Here is a 16,834-nt window from a genome sequence, read left to right on the forward strand (position 1 = left end):
GGCTCGCGGAGGGCGCCGTCGGGGCCCGTCGCCGCGGGCAGCAGGACCGCGAGCGCCCCGGTGGCCTCGGCGACCGCGATCCCGCGGGCCCAGTCGTCCGCCGCCAGCACCCGCTCCAGCTCGGGCAGCAGCCGCTCGCCTGGGCGGTCGGCCAGCTCCGGGGCGGCCACCCGCGCCGCCGCCTCGGTCGTCGGGTCGACGGACGCCTCGAGCTCGGCGGCGAAGCGGGCCAGCCGCAGCACGCGGACCGGGTCGGCCGAGAACGAGGCCGGCCCGACCATCCGCAGCCGTCCGGCCGCGAGGTCGCCGGCGCCGTCGAACGGGTCGATCAGCGGCCCGCCCGCGACCGGCTCGGCGATCGCGTTGACGGTCAGGTCGCGGGCGGCCAGGTCGCTCGCCAGGTCGGGACCCTGGAGCGGGGTGACGTCGATCTGCCAGGCGAGGGCCCCGTCGCGTGCCGGCCCGACCGCGCGCCACGCGCCGTAGGCGTCCGAGAGCGCGAACGCGTGGCCATCACCCGCCCGCGCCAGCGCCCGAGCCGCGGTCCGGGCCGCCTCCGGGCCCTCGATCGCGACGTCGAGGTCGTCGGTGGCCCGCCCGCGCAGGCGCTCGCGCAGCGCCCCGCCGACCAGCCACGCCGGCGGTCCCTCGCCGAGCACCTCGCGCAGCAGCGCCAGGCCCGGATCGCGGTCGACGCTCATCGAGCGGCCCCTGCCAGGGTCGGCGGCCGCTCGCGGCGGCCGTCCGCGCCGCGCGCCACGGGGAGCCGGAGGCCGGAGCAGCGGCCGGTCACAGGCCCGGGTCGTCCTCGACGCCGCCCAGCGGGACGCCGTCGCGGTGGTAGCGGCGCGGGACCCGCGGGCCGATCCCGCAGGTGATCTCGTAGTTGATCGTGTCGAGCAGCCGCGCCAGCTCCTCGGCGGTGATCCGCTGCTCGCCGTCGCGACCGAGGACGGTCACCGCGTCGTCGATCTCCTCCACCGACCGGCCGTCGGCCAGCGGTCCCAGGTCGATCCCGATGCTGTCCATCGAGACCGTCCCCGCGAACGGCACCCGGCGCCCGCGGACCAGCACCTCGGCGCCGCGACCGGTGAGGCCCCGGCGGACGCCGTCGGCGTAGCCGACGGGCACGTTGCCGATCCGGGTCGCGCGGTCGGCGACGAACCGGCGACCGTAGCCGACGCTGTCGCCGGGATCGCAGGGCTTGATCGAGACCAGCCGGCTGCGCCACTCCAGCGCCGGCTCCAGCCGCTGGTCGTCGGGGTCGACGCCGAACGGATCCATCCCGTAGATCGCCACGCCCGGCCGCACGAGGTCGAAGTGGCTGGCCGGGTCGCGCAGGATCGCGGCGCTGTTGGCGGCGTGGACGACGACGTCGGGATGATCGGCGCGGACCCGCTCGACCCAGGTCGCGAAGCGCTCCAGCTGACGGTCGAAGAAGTCGTCGTCGCGGTCGTCGGCGGTCGCGAAGTGCGTCATCAGACCCGACAGCCGCAGGTGCGCCGCGCCGGCGATCCGGTCCGCCAGCTGCCGCGCCAGGTCGGGGTCGCGCTGGCCGAGCCTGCCCATCCCGCTGTCGAGCTTCAGGTGGACCGCCGCCGGACGACCACGAGCCAGCAGCCGCTCGATGCCGGCCGGCTCCCAGGCGACCACCTCGGCGCCGGCATCCAGCGCCTCGTCCAGCTCGGGGTCGGTCAGCGGCCCCATCACCAGCAGCCGGGCGTCGATCCCGGCGCGCCGCAGCGCGGTCGCCTCGCCGGCCGTGACGACCGCCAGCCAGCGGGCGCCGCCGGCCAGCGCCGCGCGGGCGGCCTGGACCGCGCCGTGCCCGTAGCCGTCCGCCTTGACGACGGCGCAGAGCGCCGTCCCCGGCGCCAGCGGCTCGCGGAGGCGGGCGACGTTGCGCTCGATGGCGGCGACGTTGACGCGGGCGACGGCACGCATCGGCCGAACGCTACCCGCCGTCGCGGGCGGGGGCCCGGTCCAACGCGACGGCGGCGGACCGGTCGTGGTCGCGACGGACGATCGCGACCGCCTCGGCGACGTCGCCGGCGACCGTCCCCTCGACGCCGTGCTGCTCGGCCGCTCGCAGGCCGGCGCGCAGGTGCAGCCAGACCGCCGCGGACGCGGCGGTGAACGGCTCGACGTCGCGCGCCAGCAGCGCCCCGACGACCCCGGCCAGGACGTCGCCGGTGCCGGCCGTCGCCAATCCGGGCGCGCCGCCGGGGCTGATCGCGACGCGGCCGTCGGGGGCCGCGATCAGCGTGTCGTCGCCCTTCAGCACGACGACGGCGCCGGTCCGGCGCGCCGCGTCGCGGACCGTGGCCAGGCGGTGCTCGCCGACGGCCTCCAGCTCGACGCCGAGCAGCCGCGCCATCTCGCCGGCGTGCGGCGTGATCACCGTCGGGCGGGTCGCGCTCGCCGTCCTCGCCCGCAGCGCCTCGGGGTCGCCGGCCAGCGCCGCCAGCCCGTCGGCGTCGACCACCAGCGCGCCGTCGTGGCCGGCGATCAGGGCCCGCAGCAGGCGGTCGCGCTCGGGTCCGCGGGAGAGCCCGGGGCCGACCACCAGCGTCGCGCGTCGCGTCCGCAGGCGCTCGAGGACCACGTCCGCGGCGGTCGCCGCCACCGCGCCGTCGTCCGCGGCCGGCAGCGCCAGCGTCAGCGTCTCGACCGGCGCGCGCGCGGCGACCGTCGACTCGACGCCGGCCGGGACCGCCAACGTCGCGTAGCCGGCGCCGGCTCGCATCGCGCCGCGGGCGGTCAGGCACGGCGCGCCGGTCATCCCGGGGGCGCCGCCGACGATCAGCACGTGGCCGGAGCGGAACTTGGTGCCGTCGGTCCGGCGGCGCGGCAGCGCGTCGACGACGGCGGCGCTCAGCAGGCCGGTCGACGGGACCGGCAGCAGATCGCGGACGCGACGCGGGATCCCGATGTCGACGATCCGCAGGCGGCCGACGTGGTCCTTGCCGGGAGCGATCCAGAGGCCGCTGGTGGCGGCATGGAAGGTGACGGTCGCGGTGGCCGGGACGGCGACGCCCGCGACCTCGCCGGTCGTCGCGTCGACGCCGCTGGGCACGTCGCAGGCCACCACCGGGATGCCGCGATCGGCCGCGGCGGCGATCCCGGCGATCGCCTCGGCGGCGACGCCGCGCGGGGCACCCGACGCGCCGGTGCCGAGGATCGCGTCGACGATCACCGCCGCGTCGTCGAGCGCCGCGGCGCTCCAGGGATCGGCCGGCCCGCCGAACGCGTCGCGCGCGAGCGCCGCGTCGCCCTTCAGCCGCTCGTCGGGGACCGTCGAGACGACTCGCACGCGCCGTCCGGCCTGGCGCAGCAGCCGGGCGACGACGTACCCGTCGCCGCCGTTGTTGCCGGCGCCGCAGACGATCGCGACCGGCCCCTGCGGCGCGACCTCGACGACGGCGTCGGCCAGCAGCGCGCCGGCCGTCTCCATCAGGGCGATGCCGGGGATCCCGACCGTGCCGATCGCCCAGGCGTCGGTGGCCCGCAGCCCGGCGGCGTCGGGCAGCGGGTCGAGCCAGGCGGGCGGCGAGGAGGCCATCGCCGCGATCCTAGTCGGCGCGCCAGCGGCCGGCGGGATCGCTCAGGCGACGCGGCCGGGAACGGCCGCCACGAGCCCGTCGACGACCGCGCGCGCCTCGTCCTCGGTCGGCGCCTCGGCCATCACGCGCACCAGCTGCTCGGTGCCGGAGGCGCGCACCAGGACCCGGCCGCGGCCGGCCAGCGCGGCATCCGCCGCGGCGACGGCGGTGGCCAGGCCGGCGTCGGCCATCGCCCCGTCGCGATCGGCCACGGGGACGTTGACCAGCACCTGCGGCAGCCGCTCCATCGCGCGGCGGTCGCCGAGCCGGTCGCCGGCGAGCGCCTCGAGCACCAGCAGCGCCGCGGCGACGCCGTCGCCGGACGGCACGAAGCCGGTCTCGATCAGGTGGCCGGACTGCTCGCCGCCGAGGTTCCAGCCGCGCTCGGCGAGCGCGGCCATCACGTGGCGGTCGCCGACGGGCGTGGTCGCGACCTCGATCCCGGCCGCGTCCATCGCCGCGTGGAAGCCGTAGTTCGACATCACCGTCACCGCGACGCCGCCGGCCAGCCGGCCGCTCTCCCGCAGGTGCAGGGCGATCAGCGCCAGCAGCTCGTCGCCGTCGGAGGCGCGGCCCTCGTGGTCGACGGCCAGCAGCCGGTCGCCGTCGCCGTCGAACGCGAAGCCGAGCTCGCAGCCCTGCTCCACGACCAGCCGCTGGAGGGCCTCGGGGTGGGTCGAGCCGACGCCGGCGTTGATGTTGCGGCCGTCGGGCGCGTCGCCGATCACGACCACCTCGGCACCGCGGCGGCGGAACGCCTCCGGAGCGACCCGGGCGGTCGCCCCGTGCGCGCAGTCGAGCGCGATCCGGCGGCCACGCAGGTCGAGGTCCGCGAACCGCTCGTCGAGCGCCCGCAGGTGGTCCTCGGTGGCGCCCAGCAGCGGCGTGACCTGGCCGATGTCGGTCCCCCACGCGCCGTCGGGGGACTCCTCCTCGACCAGCGCGGCGACCCGCTCCTCGAGCGCGTCGGGCAGCTTGCGCCCGTCCGGACCGAAGAGCTTGATCCCGTTGTCGGCGAACGGGTTGTGCGAGGCCGAGACGACCGCCGCCAGGTCGAACCCCAGCGACCGCACCAGCAGCGCGGCGCCCGGGGTCGGCAGGACTCCCGCCAGGTGGACGTCCGCCCCGCTGGCCGCGGCGCCGGCGGCGAACGCCGCCTCGAGCATCGGCCCCGACTCGCGGGTGTCGCGCACGACCAGCAGGCGCGGGCGGGCGAGCCGCTCCGGATCGGGAGCGACGCCCCCCAGAACGGCCGCACGGCCAAGTCGCAGGGCGAGCTCGGCCGTGAGGACGGTGCCGGCGGGTCCGCGCACGCCGTCGGTGCCGAAGAGGCGTGCCACGGGTGCGCGGGAACCGGCGGAGGTTGGCAGCAGCGCCGACTAGCGCTTGCTGAACTGCGGGCGCTTACGGGCCTTCTTGAGGCCGGCCTTCTTGCGCTCCTTGACGCGCGAGTCACGCGTCAGGAAGCCACGCTTCTTCAGCTCGCCGCGGAGGCCGGGCTGGGCGACGATCAGCGCACGCGAGATGCCGTGGCGGAGCGCGCCGGCCTGGGCGCTGACCCCGCCGCCGTGGATCCGGGCGGTGACGTCCAGCTGCGTGTCGTAGCCGACGACCTCGAGGGCCTGGCGGATCGTGCGCTGCAGGGCGTGGCGCGGGAAGTACGTCTCGAGGTCCTTGCCCCCGATGGTGTACACGCCGGTGCCGGGCGTCAGGATGACGCGGGCGACGGCCGACTTGCGCTTGCCGGTCGCGGTGTAGCGCGCGCCAGCGGTCAGGTCGATGGTGACGTCGGCGATCGGCTGATCGGCGTCGACCTCGTCGCCGTCGGCGGACTCGCCGTCGGCAGAGGGCTCCTCGCCCTCGGCGTAGTAGCCGAACTCGTCCTGCTGGCCACCGCTGCGCGCGGAGCCCTCGAGCACGATGTCGACCTCGAGATCGGCGCCCGGGATCGCGGGCTTGACGCGCGGCGTCTCGTCCTCGTCCTCGGCGTCGTCGTCGGACTCCTCGGCGGCGGCCTGCTCGGCGGGCGCCTCCTCGGCGACCGGCTCGGCGGCGGCGTCCTCGGCGGGCGCCTCCTCGGCGACCGGCTCAGCGGCGGCCTCCTCGGCGACCGGCTCGGCCGGCGCCTCCTCGGCGGCGGGAGCAGCGACCTCGGCCTCGACGGCCTCCGGCTGCTCGGGGGTCGCCGGGGTCTCCTCCGGCGTCTCCTCGGGGTTCACGGCGTCGTCAGCCATCAGGTGGTGATCTCCAGGGACTGCGGCTTCTGCGCCACGTGCGGGTGGTCCGGGCCGGCGTAGATCTTCAGCTTCGTGAGCTGCTTCCGGGCCAGTCGGTTCTTGGGCATCATGCCCTTGACGGCCTTGCGGATGATCTCCTCCGGCCGCTTCTCCAGCTGCTCCTCGAAGGTCCGCGTGTAGAGACCTCCGGGGTAGCCGGAGTGACGGTGGTAGAGCTTGTCGGTGCGCTTCTTGCCCGTGACCGCGATCTTCTCCGCGTTCACGACCACGACGAAGTCGCCCGTGTCGACGTGCGGCGTGTACTCCGGCTTGCGCTTGCCGCGCAGGTGCTCGGAGATCTGGGTGGCGAGGCGTCCGAGCGTCTGGCCGTTGGCGTCAACGACGTACCAGGCGCGCTCGCGAGTCTCGGAGTTGGCGACGTAGGTCTTCACGGTTCTTCTTCAGGTCGTGCGCAAGCCCAGGATGGCGCGCAGCGGCGAACGATGGTAGCGAACCGTGGGTCACCTTCGCGGCCCGGCCGACCGGACTTCGCGATCCCGTGCCCACAGCAGCAGATTCACGGCTCCCAGGAGGATCATCCAGACGCCCCAGGTGGCCGGCCGGCCGAGCGCGGGGAGATCCTCGCGCCAGCACAGCACCGCGACTGTACCGGTCACGGCCACCGCCGTGCCCGGCACCCCCACCGCGACCCGCCGGTCGAGCAGCAGCACCAGCAGCAGGCCGACCGCGCCGCCGCCCGCCGCGCCGGCCGTTTGCGACAGCTCGAGGCCGAGCGTCCAGTCGCGCTCGACGGCCAGCACGCCGAGCCCGACGAGGGTCAGCACGAGCCCCGCGCCCCAGGGTCCGTCGCGGCGTCCGCAGAGCACGGCGCAGGCCAGCAGGCAGGCCCCCACCGCCAGCGGCACGCGCCCCAGCGTCAGGTCGCCGCCGGCCTGGACGACCGTCATCGCCGCGCCGCCCGCCAGGTAGACGGCGGCGCGGGGTCCGCGAGCCGGCGCGGGGACCGCGCCGCGGCTCACCTCGCGCTCACTCCCACTCGATGGTGCCGGGCGGCTTGCTGGTGATGTCCAGCACCACCCGGTTGATCTGGCGGACCTCGCCGACCATCCGGGTCGCGATCTGATCCAGCAGGTCGTACGGCAGCCGCGCCCAGTCGGCGGTCATCGCGTCGTCGGAGGTGACGGCGCGGATCGCGACCACGTAGCCGTAGGTCCGCTCGTCGCCCTGGACGCCGACCGTGCGGACGTCGGGCAGCACGCAGAAGCTCTGCCACAGCTCGCGGTAGAGGCCGGCGGCGCGGACCTCCTCCTGGAGGATCGCGTCGCACTCGCGCAACAGGTCGAGCTTCTCCTCGGTGACCTCGCCGCCGACGATCCGGATCCCGAGCCCCGGCCCCGGGAACGGCTGGCGCCAGACCATCCGCTCCGGCAGGCCGATCTCGGTCCCGACGGCGCGGACCTCGTCCTTGAACAGCGCGCGCAGCGGCTCGACCAGCTCGAAGGTCATGTCCTCGGGCAGGCCGCCGACGTTGTGGTGGCTCTTGATCGTCGCGGCGCCGGTGCCGCCTCCGGACTCGATCACGTCGGAGTAGAGGGTGCCCTGGACGAGGAACTTCGCCCCGGTGTCCCCGCCCGCGGCGCTGACCTCGCCGAACGTCTTGACGTCGGCGCCCTCGACGCCCTCCGCCCCGGCGCCGACCGCGAGCTTCAGCGCCTCCTCCTCGAAGATCCGGATGAACTCGCCGCCGATCGCCTTGCGCTTGGCCTCGGGCTCGGTGACGCCCTTCAGCCGGGCGAGGAAGCGGTCCTTCGCGTCGACCACGACGAGCGGCACCTGGAAGTGCTCGCCGAAGGTCCGCTCGACCTGCTCGGTCTCGTTCTTGCGCATCAGGCCGTGGTCGACGTAGACGCAGGTCAGCTGGTCGCCGACCGCCTGGTGGACCAGCAGCGCCGCGACCGAGCTGTCGACCCCGCCGGAGAGGCCGCAGATGACCTTGCCGTCCCCGACCTGCTCGCGGATCAGGCGGATCTGCTCCTCGGCGATGTTGGCGGCCGACCAGTCCATCGCGCAGTGGCAGACGTCGCGCAGGAACGTCATCAGCGTCTGCTGGCCGTACGGGGTGTGGACGACCTCGGGGTGGTACTGGATCCCGTACAGCCCGCGGTCGGCGTCCTCGAAGGCGGCGACCGGCGAGCTGGTCGAGCTGGCGAGCGCGGTCGCGCCCTCGGGCGGCGAGTAGACCGTGTCGCGGTGGCTCATCCAGGCCGGCTGCTCGTCGGGCTGGCCCCGCAGCAGCGTGCCCTGCTCGTGGACCGTCAGCTGGGAGCGGCCGTACTCGCCGACCTCGGCCGACTCGACTCGGCCGCCGAGCTCGCGCGCGAGCAGCTGCATGCCGTAGCAGATGCCCAGCACCGGAACCCCGAGGTTCAGCAGCTCGGGATCGAGCGGCGGGGCGTCCGGCGCGTAGACCGACGCGGGCCCTCCGGAGAGGATCACGCCCTTCGGCTTGCGACGCCGGACCTCGGCGGCGCCGACGTGGTGGGGCAGCAGCTCGCTGAAGACGCCGCACTCGCGGACGCGGCGGGCGATCAGCTGGCTGTACTGGCCGCCGAAGTCCAGGACGACGACCTCGTCGACGTCGCTGCGCGTCGACAGGGGCGTCTCGGGGGGCGTGGAGGTGTCGGTCACGGGCACGTTCGGTCGTGGTGGCGAGGCGAGGGGAATCCGTAAGGATCGCATCCCCCGCCGCTCGGGGCCGGCGTGCCCGGCGTCAGCCCGCCTGGGAGCCCGGCTGCGCGCCCTCGCGCGCCGGGGCGACCGCGATCTCGGCGCGGTTGAACTCGGCCAGGTCGAGCGAGCCGCAGGTCGCCATCGAGCGCCGCAGGGCGCCGATCAGGTTGGTCGTGCCCGAGCCGTCGATGCCCGGGCCGAGCAGCACCTGCTCGAGCGGGCCGACCGCGCCGACGCGCACGCGGTCGCCGCGCGGCAGGTCGCGGTGGGCGGCCGCCGGCGTCCAGTGCCAGCCGCGGCCGGGAGCCTCGTCGGCGCGGGCCAGCGGTGCGCCGAGCATCACCGCGTCGGCGCCGCAGGCGATCGCCTTGGCGATGTCGCCGCCGGTCCGCATGCCGCCGTCGGCGATCACCTGGACGTACTCCCCCGTCTCCAGCACGTGGGTCGAGCGGGCGCCGGCAACGTCGGCGATCGCCGTCGCCTGCGGCAGTCCCAGGCCGAGCACCCGGCGGACCGTCGAGCCGCGCCCCGCCCCGACCCCGACCAGCACGCCGGCCGCCCCGGTCCGCATCAGGTGCAGGCCGGTGTGGTAGCTGGAGCAGCCGCCGACGACGACCGGCACCGGCACCTGGGCGATGAACTGCTTCAGGTTCAGGACCTCGGCGTCGCCGCGCTCGGCGACGTGCTCGGCGCTGACCACCGTGCCGAGGATCGCCAGCACGTCGAGGCCGGCCTCGAGCGCCGTCTCGTAGTGGCGGGTGACCCGCTGCGGCGTCAGCGAGCCGGCCACGACGACGCCCGGCTCGGACTTGATCTCGCGGATCCGCTGCTCGATCAGCTCCGGGACCACCGGCGCGGCGTGCAGCTCGCGCAGGCGGGCGATCGCGGCCGGGCCCTCCAGCCCGGCGAGCGCCTCGAGCTGCGCGTCGGCGTCCTCGTGGCGGGTCCAGAGACCCTCGAGGTCGAGCACCGCCAGGCCGCCCAGGCGACCGACGGCCTTGGCCGTCGCCGGCGAGATCGACGCGTCCATCGGCGACGCCACCAGCGGCAGCTCGAAGCGGTACGGACCGAGCTTCCAGGAGACGTCGACCTCGTCCGGATTGCGCGTCCGTCGCGAGGGGACGATCGTGATCTCGTCGAAGCCGTAGGCGCGGCGGGCCTTCTTGCCCCGCCCGATCTCGATCTCCATGCCGTGAAGGATCGCGCAGCCGCCGGATCCACGTCGTGCGGGCGTGCGCGCGACGCGACCGCGACGGCGGCCGGGCCCCGAGGTCAGTCGTCGCCGTCGGGCAGCTCGATCTGCTCGATCTCGACCTCGTGGACCAGCCGCTCGGCCTGCCGCGGATCGACCAGGCCGGCCCCGAGCCGCTGGGTCGCGTCGGCGCCGCAGGCGACCGCGTAGCGGAGCACCTCCTCGTCGGACCGGCGCTCGTAGCGGGCGGCCACCAGGCCGGCCAGGAAGGCGTCGCCGGAGCCGATCCGGGCGACCGTCTCGCGCGGCTCGATCCGGGCCCGCAGCAGGCGCACCGACGGCGGGTGGGCGCCGGCCATGCCGCCGCCGTTGCCGTCGGTCCGGACCCCCGCGACGCAGCCGTCCTGGAGCGTCATCACCGCTTCGCGGACGCCGTGGTCGAGCAGCTCGCCGATCGCCAGCGCGCGGTCCTCGTCGCCGGTGAACTCGTGGCCGATGACCTCCTCGGCCTCCAGCTGGTTCGGGGTCACCGCGTCGACCTCGGCCTTGAGGACGTGGCGCAGCGGCTCGCCGTCGGTGTCCGCGTAGACCCGCACGCCGATCCGGTGCAGCTCCTTGACGAGGTCGCCGTAGACGCTGTCGGGGACGTTGCGGGGCAGCGAGCCGGCCATCACCACGACGTCGGCGCCGCGGGCGAGGTACAGGAGCTTGTCCCGGAACAGCTCCAGCTCGCGCTCGTCGACCCGCGGGCCCTTCTCGTTGATCTCGGTCTGGATCCCGCTGGTCGGGTCGAAGACCGCCGTGTTGGTGCGCGACTCGTCGTTGATCCGCACGAAGTCGTTGAGGATCGACTCGCGCGTCAGCTGCTCGACGATCCGGGTCCCGGTCGCCCCGCCCGCGAAGCCGGTCGCGATCACCGGCTGGCCGAGCGTCTTCAGCGTCCGCGCGACGTTGACGCCCTTGCCGCCGGCGAGGGTCGTCTGCTCGACCGCGCGATGGCGGTGCCCGAGCCGGATGTTGGGGACGACCAGCGACCGGTCGATCGCGGCGTTCAGCGTGACCGTGATGATCATGATCGGCCCTCCACGCTATCCGCGGCGCGGCGCCGCTCGCCGATCGCGATCACGAGACGACCCCGTCGGCCGCTCCGTGGGTCCGGCGGGAGCGGCGCAGCAGCCAGGCCAGGGCGCCGGCGCAGAGCGCGGCCAGGACCAGCAGGAACTGGATGATCGGCCGGCCCAGCTCGTCGTCGGCGCGCTGCCAGACGGTGGCCTGCGCGACGGCGGTGCGCGTGATCGCCGGGACCCGCGCGACGACCCGGCCGCGCTGGACGACCTCGATCGTGCCCAGGCGGGTGCCGGCGGCCAGCGGCCCCTCGACGTCGCTCGGCAGGCCGACCACCCGGGTCGTCACGCGCTCGTCCCGGCGGGCGACGCGGCGGACGTCCGAGGCGGCGACGATCTGGACCTGCTCGTCGCGGTAGCGGAGCGGCAGACGGGCGACGACCGCTCCCTCGCGGAGCGCGAGGATCCGGTGGTAGCGGCCGATCGCGTAGCGCAGCAGCGCCAGGCTGTCGGCGTCGCGGGCGTCCTCGGAGGGATCGCCGAGGACGACCGTGATCACCGAGACGCCGCCGCGTCGCCCGGAGCCGACCAGCGCGTAGCCGGCCTTGCGCGTGTGCCCGGTCTTGACCCCGTCGACCCAGGGGACGCTCTGGACCAGCCGGTTGCGGTTGACGACCGTGATCGGCGGCGAGGCGGACGTCAGCCGCGCCGAGCGGCGGTCGACGATCCGCCGGAACTCGGGGTAGCGGCGCAGCAGCAGCGTCAGCTTGACGAGGTCGGCGGGGCTCGCCCGGTGGCCGGCCGCGTCGAGCCCGATCGGGTTGCGGAAGCGCGCCTTCAGCTTCAGCTGGCGCGCCCGGTCGTTCATCCGCTCGACGAAGCGCGGAACCGAGCCGCCGACGAAGCGGGCCAGCGCGACCGCGGCGTCGTTGCCGGACGGCAGCAGCATCCCGGTCAGGACGTCGGAGACGGTCATCCGGTCGCCGGCGTGGAGGTTGGCCAGCGACTCGGCGGCCGAGCCGGAGTAGGCGGGAATCGGCATCTGCCGGTCGGTCGGCCCGGACTCCAGCACCAGCAGCGCCGTCATCAGCTTCGTCGTCGAGGCGATCGGGCGGGTCTCGTCGGCGCGGCGGGCGAAGACGACGTCGCCGGTCGTGACCTCGACCGCGATCGCCGCCGGCGCCTGGATCCGGGGCGGGGCGTCGGCGGCGCCGGCCGCCGACGGCAGCGCCAGCAGCGCGAGCGCCGCGAGGGCGGCGGTCGCGGGGCGACGAGCGCCGACGTGGCGCGAGGAACGGGGGACGATCACGGAACGGGGAACGGAGGGGTGGGACGGGAGGGCCGGGAACCGGCGCCTCAGCGGCGCAGGCGCAGGCGCTGGCCGGCCCGGATCGCCTGCGGGTCGATCTCGGGGTTCAGCTCGAGCAGCCGGTCGACCGTCAGGCCGTGGTCCTGGGCGATCGCGCTCAGGTTGTCCCCCGAGCGGACGCGGTACCAGGTGCGCTTCGGGCCCTTGGCGGTCTTCTCCGCCGCCGGCTTGCCATCCCCGCGCTCGGGGGCGCTGTCGCCGCCGCTGCTGCCGCTGACCACGAGCAGCACCGCGACCACGATCGCCACGAGGGCGCCGGGCGCGATGAAGCGGAAGGGGCTGCGCGGCGGCATCGCCCGTCAGGATAGGCGTCCGCCGCGGCGGACGGAGCCCGCAGAGGGCGTACACGAACGACGGCGTCTGTCGGACACGGTGTCAGCACGACGTCCGCGAACCTACAGCGCGGCGGCCGTCGCCCGCAGCGCCTCGGCGGCCCGCAGCGCGGCCGCGGCCGGGTCGCCGCCGGCGGCCGCGCCGGCGCCGACGATCGAGCGCGAGGCGGTGATCAGCGCGCCGCCGGGTCCGGGGGCGAACGCCGGGGCGAGATCCTCGACGCGTCCGCCCTGGGCGCCGACGCCGGGAAGCAGGAAGGGGGTTCGCGGCATCAGCTCGCGCAGGCGGGCGATCCGCTCGGGCGCGGTCGCTCCGACGACGGCGCCGACCGCGTCGAGCGTGGCGCCGGGCGCCGCCGACGTCGGCTCGGCGCCGATCTCGGCGACCATCCGGGCGACGTGGGCCCAGACCGGCTCGCCGTCGGCGAGCAGCAGCTCCTGGAGGTCCGCGGCCCCCGGGTTCGAGGTCCGGACCAGGACGAAGGTCCCCGCGCCGCGGTCGGCGGCGAGCGTCACGAACGGGCGCAGGCTGTCGCGGCCCATGTAGGGCGCCACCGTCACGGCGTCGGCGCCGGTGCCGGCGACGGGGCCCCAGGGCGTGGCGGTGGAGCCGTAGGCGGCGTTGGCGTAGGACGCGGCGGAGACGTCGATGTCGCCGCGCTTGGCGTCCAGCAGGACGAGCAGGTCGAGGTCGCCCGCGTGGGCGACGGTGGCGGCGAGCGCCTCCTGCCCGGGGGCGCCGAGCCGCTCGAAGCTCGCGCTCTGGAGCTTGACGGCGACGCAGGCCGGGGCGACGGCGTCGAGGACGCGTCGGCAGTGGTCGGCGACGGCCGCCGCGGCCGCGTCGGCCGGGGCGAGGTCGCCGGGAAGCGGGCTGCCGCCGGGCCAGAGGCGCGCCGGGTCGGGATCCAGCCCGACCACGATCGCGCTCTCGCGTCGGCGGACAGCAGACGCCAGCCGGTCCCCGAATGGGGGAGCCGGCTGGACGTCGGCCGCCATCGAAGCGCTCATCTGAGGGCTCGACATCCTCTCGAGCCCTCAGACGTGCATCGACCGATCGAGATCAGGCGACCGACTTCTTCAGCGCGGCACCCGCGGTGAACTTCGGCAGCTTCTTCGCCGCGATGTCGATCTGCTGGCCGGTGGCCGGGTTGATGCCCTTGCGCGCGCTGCGCTCGGCGACGGAAAACTTGCCGAATCCCGAGAAGGTCACGTCGCTGCCGCGCGAGAGCGCGTCGGTGACGGTGTCCAGGAACGCGTCGACGGCGGCCTGGGCGTCCTTCTTGCCGAGACCCGCCTTCGCTGCGACGAGATCGACGAACTCTGCCTTGGTGGTCACTTCCGCTCCTCCTATTGGGGCGTGCCGTGGTCGGAAACCGACGCTATCAGCGGGCCAGGACGGCCCGCGCGCCTGTTCGCCCCTCGCAACTGACGAGGTGACGGACCGCCCAACGCCCGATGGACACTGGGCGGACGGCGGCAGTGTGCCCATAGGACAGGACGGAACGCGTTGCGGTCCCCTCGCGAGCTGGACGGGCGACCGGGAGCCGGGGGTGCCGGAGGCGCCTCGCCGAGGTCGACCGGAGCCGCGTCGGCGGGACGTCCGCGAGGGGCGCGCCACGGCCTGCCGCGCCGGCCCGCGGCGCACCTGGTTGGATGTCGGGTCATGACGCTCGAGCGCATCGCCTGGTCGGTCGTCGTCGCAGCCTGCGCGCTGACCGCCCTGCTGCTGGCGATCGGCGGCTACATGGGCTACGCCGGCATCACGACCGCGGTCGGGCTGTCGGCCGCGATCAACCTTCGCTAGCGACGGAATCGCCCGTCACGACTGGGGATCCGGCCGCTCGGCGAGCCACGCACGGAGCAGGCTGACCGCCCGTCCGCGGTGCGAGATGGCCGCCTTCTCCTCGGGCCGCAGCTGGGCCATCGTGCGTCCCGCCGGGTCGTCGTCGGCGACGAAGATCGGGTCGTAGCCGAAGCCGCCGGAGCCCCGCGGAGCGTCGGCCATGCGGCCGCCGCAGCGCCCCTCGACGACGTGCTCGGCACCGTCGGAGGGATCGACGATCGCGATCGCGCAGACGTAGGCGAGCTGGCCTCCGGGCGGCACCGCGGCCCGCAGCTTCTCCAGGTTCTCGGCGTCCGTCGCCGTCTCGCCCGCGAACCGCGCCGAGCGGACCCCGGGCGCCCCGTCGAGCGCCGCGGCCTGGATCCCGGAGTCGTCCCCGAACGCCAGCCGGCCGCTGGCCGCCGCGGCCGCCCGCGCCTTGCCGAGCGCGTTCTCGGCGAAGGTGCTGCCCGTCTCCGGCGGCAGTCGCACGTCCTCGGGCAGCGGGTCGACCGTCCACGGCGCCAGCAGCACCGCGAACTCCTCGGCCTTGTGGGCGTTGCGGGTCGCCAGCAGCAGCGAGCGGTCGGCGGAGGGCTGGGCGGAGGAGCGGTGCGGCGCGGTCACGGGCCCATGCTAGGGGCGGATCCGGGCCCAGCACGGATCCGCCGGCCACCGGCGGCGAGGCGCCCGCGGATCGACGGATCCGGGCCGAGGCCCCGGTTGCGGCCGGTCGCCATCCTCAGCGCTTGCCGGCGCCGTCGATCGCCCCCTTGATCTTCCTGGCGATCGCGTTGGCGATGTCGGCGCCGCCGGCCTTGCCGGCGACCAGCACGACGCCGGCCATCAGCGCCGCGACGAGCATCGCCAGGGCGACGTACTCGACGGTGCCCTGGCCACGCTCCTCGCGCAGTCGCACGGCACGGTCGTGGAGCCGCAGGACGCGGTGGTGGGCGCGGGCGGCGAGGGCGCCGGAGACGGTGGCGGGCACCGGCGCGGCGGTGCGGGGAACGGCGATGGCGGACATGGATCCTCCGGGTCGATTGGTCGTGCTGCCGATCGTCCGCGAGGGCCCTGTGACGACTCCAGGGGCAGACCGTGCAGAATCAGCACCGAATGCGCGTCCTGGTCGTGTCGAACATGGCGCCCGACGCCGAGCACCCCGAGCGCGGCGGCTTCGTCCGCGATCAGGTCGAGGCCCTGCGGCGGACCGGCGAGGTCGACGTCCTGCTCGACGAGTTCGCCCCCGGCGGCTACCGGGCCGCCGCTCGCGGGCTGCGCGAGCGCCACCGCGGGCAGCGCTACGACATCGTCCACGCGCATTTCGGGCTGACGATCGTCCCGGCGCTCGCGGTCCGCGCCCGGCGCCGCGCGGTGACCCTCCACGGGCGCGACCTGCGCCACCGCCGCAGCCGCGCGATCACCGTCGCGGCACTCCCGACCCAGGCGCTGATCGGGCTCGCCGCCGACGACCTGCGGGCGCTGCTGCCGCGCCCGTTCCACCGCCGCGCGCGGTCGCTGCCGGTCGGCCTGGCGCTCGAGCGGTTCGGGCCGCTGCCGCGCGCCGAGGCCCGCGAGGCCCTCGGCCTGCCGCCCGACGAGCGGTTCCTGCTCTTCCCCTACGGTCCCGACCGGCGGGTCAAGCGGGTCGACCGGGCCCGCGAGCTGGCCGCCGCGGCCGGCCTGCCGCTGCGGACCCTCGGCGGCGTCCCCCCGTCCCTGATGCGCGCCTGGCTGAACGCCGCCACCGCGGTCGTGATCCCGAGCGAGCACGAGGGCTTCGGGCTGGCCGCGGTCGAGGCGCTGGCCTGCGACGTGCCGGTTCTCGCGACCCCGACCGGGGCCCACGCCGAGACCGTCGGACGGGTCCCGGGGTGCCTCTGCGCGCCCTGGGATCGCGAGCGCTGGGCGGCCGCGCTCGCCCCCCACCTCGCCGCCGACGACCCGCGCGTGGCCGGCGGCCCGGTCGCTCGCGAGCACGGCACCGACGTCTACGCCCGGCGGCTGCTGGATGCCTGGCGGTCGATCCTCCCGCCGGCCGACGGGTGACCGGACCGCCGGCGCCCGGCCGAGCAGCCGCTCGCCGCGCCTGGCGGAGAGCTGGCGGACGAACGCCGTCGCGCCGCTAGACTGCGGCCGCGGACCGGTCCGGCACCCTCCGTCAGGGGTGCGCCCGCCTCCGGCCCCACCCTCTCATGAGCAGCCTGTTCGACCGGATCATCCCGCGGCGCGGCAGGGACGAGCCGTCGGTCACCCCCGGCGCCGCCGGGGAGCAGCCGACGACGCTGCAGCCCGCCGTCCCCACCGCCGACGCGCCCGCCGAGAGCGAGGCGCCGACCCGCGTGCACCAGACGGCCGAGCCGGCGCCGGCCGCCAGCGTCGAGGGCGAGGGCTCGCCGGCCGACGTTCCCGCCGACGCCGGGGTCGCCGCGAGCGCGGCCGACGTCCCCGCCGAGGCCGGAAGCGGCGCCGAGGCGACGCCC

General features: G+C 76.0%; 18 protein-coding genes and 1 pseudogene. 3 read left to right on the top strand and 16 right to left on the bottom strand.

Features of this window, described 5'->3' with window-relative positions; all coding sequences use genetic code 11:
• The 14 genes from PAI11_RS01360 to PAI11_RS27980 all read right to left on the bottom strand — a co-directional run.
• Positions 1 to 701: tRNA nucleotidyltransferase/poly(A) polymerase-related protein (locus tag PAI11_RS01360; protein WP_138974042.1), on the bottom strand; the 701-nt coding region annotated here is incomplete at its 3' end.
• An 88-nt stretch (positions 702 to 789) separates the two neighbouring features.
• The gene (gene alr / locus PAI11_RS01365) at positions 790 to 1,944 is read right to left on the bottom strand and encodes an alanine racemase (RefSeq protein WP_007570038.1); all 1,155 of its coding nucleotides are present in this window, start codon (positions 1,942 to 1,944) and stop codon (positions 790 to 792) included.
• A 10-nt stretch (positions 1,945 to 1,954) separates the two neighbouring features.
• Complete coding sequence (locus tag PAI11_RS01370; protein ID WP_007570039.1) at positions 1,955 to 3,562, bottom strand: bifunctional ADP-dependent NAD(P)H-hydrate dehydratase/NAD(P)H-hydrate epimerase; 1,608 nt, start codon at positions 3,560 to 3,562, stop codon at positions 1,955 to 1,957.
• Between the two features lie 42 nt (positions 3,563 to 3,604).
• Complete coding sequence (glmM, locus tag PAI11_RS01375; RefSeq protein ID WP_007570040.1) at positions 3,605 to 4,942, bottom strand: phosphoglucosamine mutase; 1,338 nt, start codon at positions 4,940 to 4,942, stop codon at positions 3,605 to 3,607.
• Positions 4,943 to 4,981: 39 nt separating this feature from the next.
• Complete coding sequence (gene rpsI / locus PAI11_RS27975) at positions 4,982 to 5,521, bottom strand: 30S ribosomal protein S9 (protein WP_425280452.1); 540 nt, start codon at positions 5,519 to 5,521, stop codon at positions 4,982 to 4,984.
• Between the two features lie 314 nt (positions 5,522 to 5,835).
• Positions 5,836 to 6,270, bottom strand: a complete 435-nt coding sequence (rplM, locus tag PAI11_RS01385) for a 50S ribosomal protein L13 (protein WP_007570044.1) — start codon at positions 6,268 to 6,270, stop codon at positions 5,836 to 5,838.
• Between the two features lie 69 nt (positions 6,271 to 6,339).
• Positions 6,340 to 6,858 (bottom strand): hypothetical protein, encoded by a 519-nt coding sequence (locus tag PAI11_RS01390; RefSeq protein WP_007570046.1) that lies wholly within the window; start codon positions 6,856 to 6,858, stop codon positions 6,340 to 6,342.
• A gap of 7 nt (positions 6,859 to 6,865) precedes the next feature.
• Positions 6,866 to 8,527 carry a glutamine-hydrolyzing GMP synthase gene (guaA, locus tag PAI11_RS01395; protein ID WP_007570048.1) on the bottom strand — a complete coding sequence of 554 codons (1,662 nt, stop codon included), beginning with the start codon at positions 8,525 to 8,527 and terminating at the stop codon, positions 6,866 to 6,868.
• Positions 8,528 to 8,609: 82 nt separating this feature from the next.
• A complete protein-coding gene (locus tag PAI11_RS01400; protein WP_007570049.1) occupies positions 8,610 to 9,758 on the bottom strand; it encodes a GuaB3 family IMP dehydrogenase-related protein in 1,149 nt (382 codons plus the stop codon).
• Positions 9,759 to 9,841: 83 nt separating this feature from the next.
• Entirely contained in the window at positions 9,842 to 10,834 is a 993-nt protein-coding gene (locus PAI11_RS01405) for a 1-phosphofructokinase family hexose kinase (protein WP_007570051.1), read from the bottom strand.
• 49 nt (positions 10,835 to 10,883) lie between these two features.
• The gene (locus PAI11_RS01410) at positions 10,884 to 12,134 is read right to left on the bottom strand and encodes a D-alanyl-D-alanine carboxypeptidase family protein (RefSeq protein WP_007570053.1); all 1,251 of its coding nucleotides are present in this window, start codon (positions 12,132 to 12,134) and stop codon (positions 10,884 to 10,886) included.
• Positions 12,135 to 12,181: 47 nt separating this feature from the next.
• Positions 12,182 to 12,487, bottom strand: coding sequence for a LysM peptidoglycan-binding domain-containing protein (locus PAI11_RS26690; protein ID WP_007570055.1), 306 nt, complete (start codon positions 12,485 to 12,487; stop codon positions 12,182 to 12,184).
• A gap of 102 nt (positions 12,488 to 12,589) precedes the next feature.
• Complete coding sequence (gene pyrF, locus PAI11_RS01420; protein WP_170320670.1) at positions 12,590 to 13,537, bottom strand: orotidine-5'-phosphate decarboxylase; 948 nt, start codon at positions 13,535 to 13,537, stop codon at positions 12,590 to 12,592.
• A gap of 52 nt (positions 13,538 to 13,589) precedes the next feature.
• Positions 13,590 to 13,865, bottom strand: coding sequence for an HU family DNA-binding protein (locus PAI11_RS27980; RefSeq protein WP_007570058.1), 276 nt, complete (start codon positions 13,863 to 13,865; stop codon positions 13,590 to 13,592).
• Between the two features lie 327 nt (positions 13,866 to 14,192).
• On the opposite strand from PAI11_RS27980, the gene PAI11_RS26700 reads away from it, so the two are divergent.
• A complete protein-coding gene (locus tag PAI11_RS26700; protein ID WP_007570060.1) occupies positions 14,193 to 14,333 on the top strand; it encodes a hypothetical protein in 141 nt (46 codons plus the stop codon).
• Between the two features lie 15 nt (positions 14,334 to 14,348).
• Here PAI11_RS26700 and PAI11_RS01430 read toward each other — a convergent pair whose 3' ends face one another.
• Together PAI11_RS01430 and PAI11_RS26705 are read right to left on the bottom strand one after the other, a co-directional pair.
• Positions 14,349 to 14,978, bottom strand: a complete 630-nt coding sequence (locus tag PAI11_RS01430; RefSeq protein WP_007570063.1) for a non-canonical purine NTP pyrophosphatase — start codon at positions 14,976 to 14,978, stop codon at positions 14,349 to 14,351.
• Between the two features lie 115 nt (positions 14,979 to 15,093).
• The gene (locus PAI11_RS26705; protein WP_007570065.1) at positions 15,094 to 15,378 is read right to left on the bottom strand and encodes a hypothetical protein; all 285 of its coding nucleotides are present in this window, start codon (positions 15,376 to 15,378) and stop codon (positions 15,094 to 15,096) included.
• A gap of 89 nt (positions 15,379 to 15,467) precedes the next feature.
• Between PAI11_RS26705 and PAI11_RS01440 the strand changes: the two genes are divergently transcribed.
• Together PAI11_RS01440 and PAI11_RS26710 are read left to right on the top strand one after the other, a co-directional pair.
• The gene (locus PAI11_RS01440; protein ID WP_007570067.1) at positions 15,468 to 16,400 is read left to right on the top strand and encodes a glycosyltransferase; all 933 of its coding nucleotides are present in this window, start codon (positions 15,468 to 15,470) and stop codon (positions 16,398 to 16,400) included.
• 146 nt (positions 16,401 to 16,546) lie between these two features.
• Positions 16,547 to 16,834: pseudogene (locus PAI11_RS26710) on the top strand (hypothetical protein); the annotation flags it as partial.

Origin of the sequence: Patulibacter medicamentivorans (genome assembly GCF_000240225.1) — a bacterium.
Taxonomy (GTDB): Bacteria; Actinomycetota; Thermoleophilia; order Solirubrobacterales; family Solirubrobacteraceae; genus Patulibacter; species Patulibacter medicamentivorans.

Excerpts from the sequence above, each read along its gene's own strand:
- alr (WP_007570038.1), bottom strand. The coding sequence starts at position 1,944 with ATGCGTGCCGTCGCCCGCGTCAACGTCGCCGCCATCGAGCGCAACGTC.
- PAI11_RS01370 (WP_007570039.1), bottom strand. The coding sequence starts at position 3,562 with ATGGCCTCCTCGCCGCCCGCCTGGCTCGACCCGCTGCCCGACGCCGCC.
- PAI11_RS01400 (WP_007570049.1), bottom strand. The coding sequence starts at position 9,758 with ATGGAGATCGAGATCGGGCGGGGCAAGAAGGCCCGCCGCGCCTACGGC.
- PAI11_RS01405 (WP_007570051.1), bottom strand. The coding sequence starts at position 10,834 with ATGATCATCACGGTCACGCTGAACGCCGCGATCGACCGGTCGCTGGTC.
- PAI11_RS26690 (WP_007570055.1), bottom strand. The coding sequence starts at position 12,487 with ATGCCGCCGCGCAGCCCCTTCCGCTTCATCGCGCCCGGCGCCCTCGTG.
- pyrF (WP_170320670.1), bottom strand. The coding sequence starts at position 13,537 with ATGAGCGCTTCGATGGCGGCCGACGTCCAGCCGGCTCCCCCATTCGGG.
- PAI11_RS26700 (WP_007570060.1), top strand. The coding sequence starts at position 14,193 with ATGACGCTCGAGCGCATCGCCTGGTCGGTCGTCGTCGCAGCCTGCGCG.
- PAI11_RS26705 (WP_007570065.1), bottom strand. The coding sequence starts at position 15,378 with ATGTCCGCCATCGCCGTTCCCCGCACCGCCGCGCCGGTGCCCGCCACC.
- PAI11_RS01440 (WP_007570067.1), top strand. The coding sequence starts at position 15,468 with ATGCGCGTCCTGGTCGTGTCGAACATGGCGCCCGACGCCGAGCACCCC.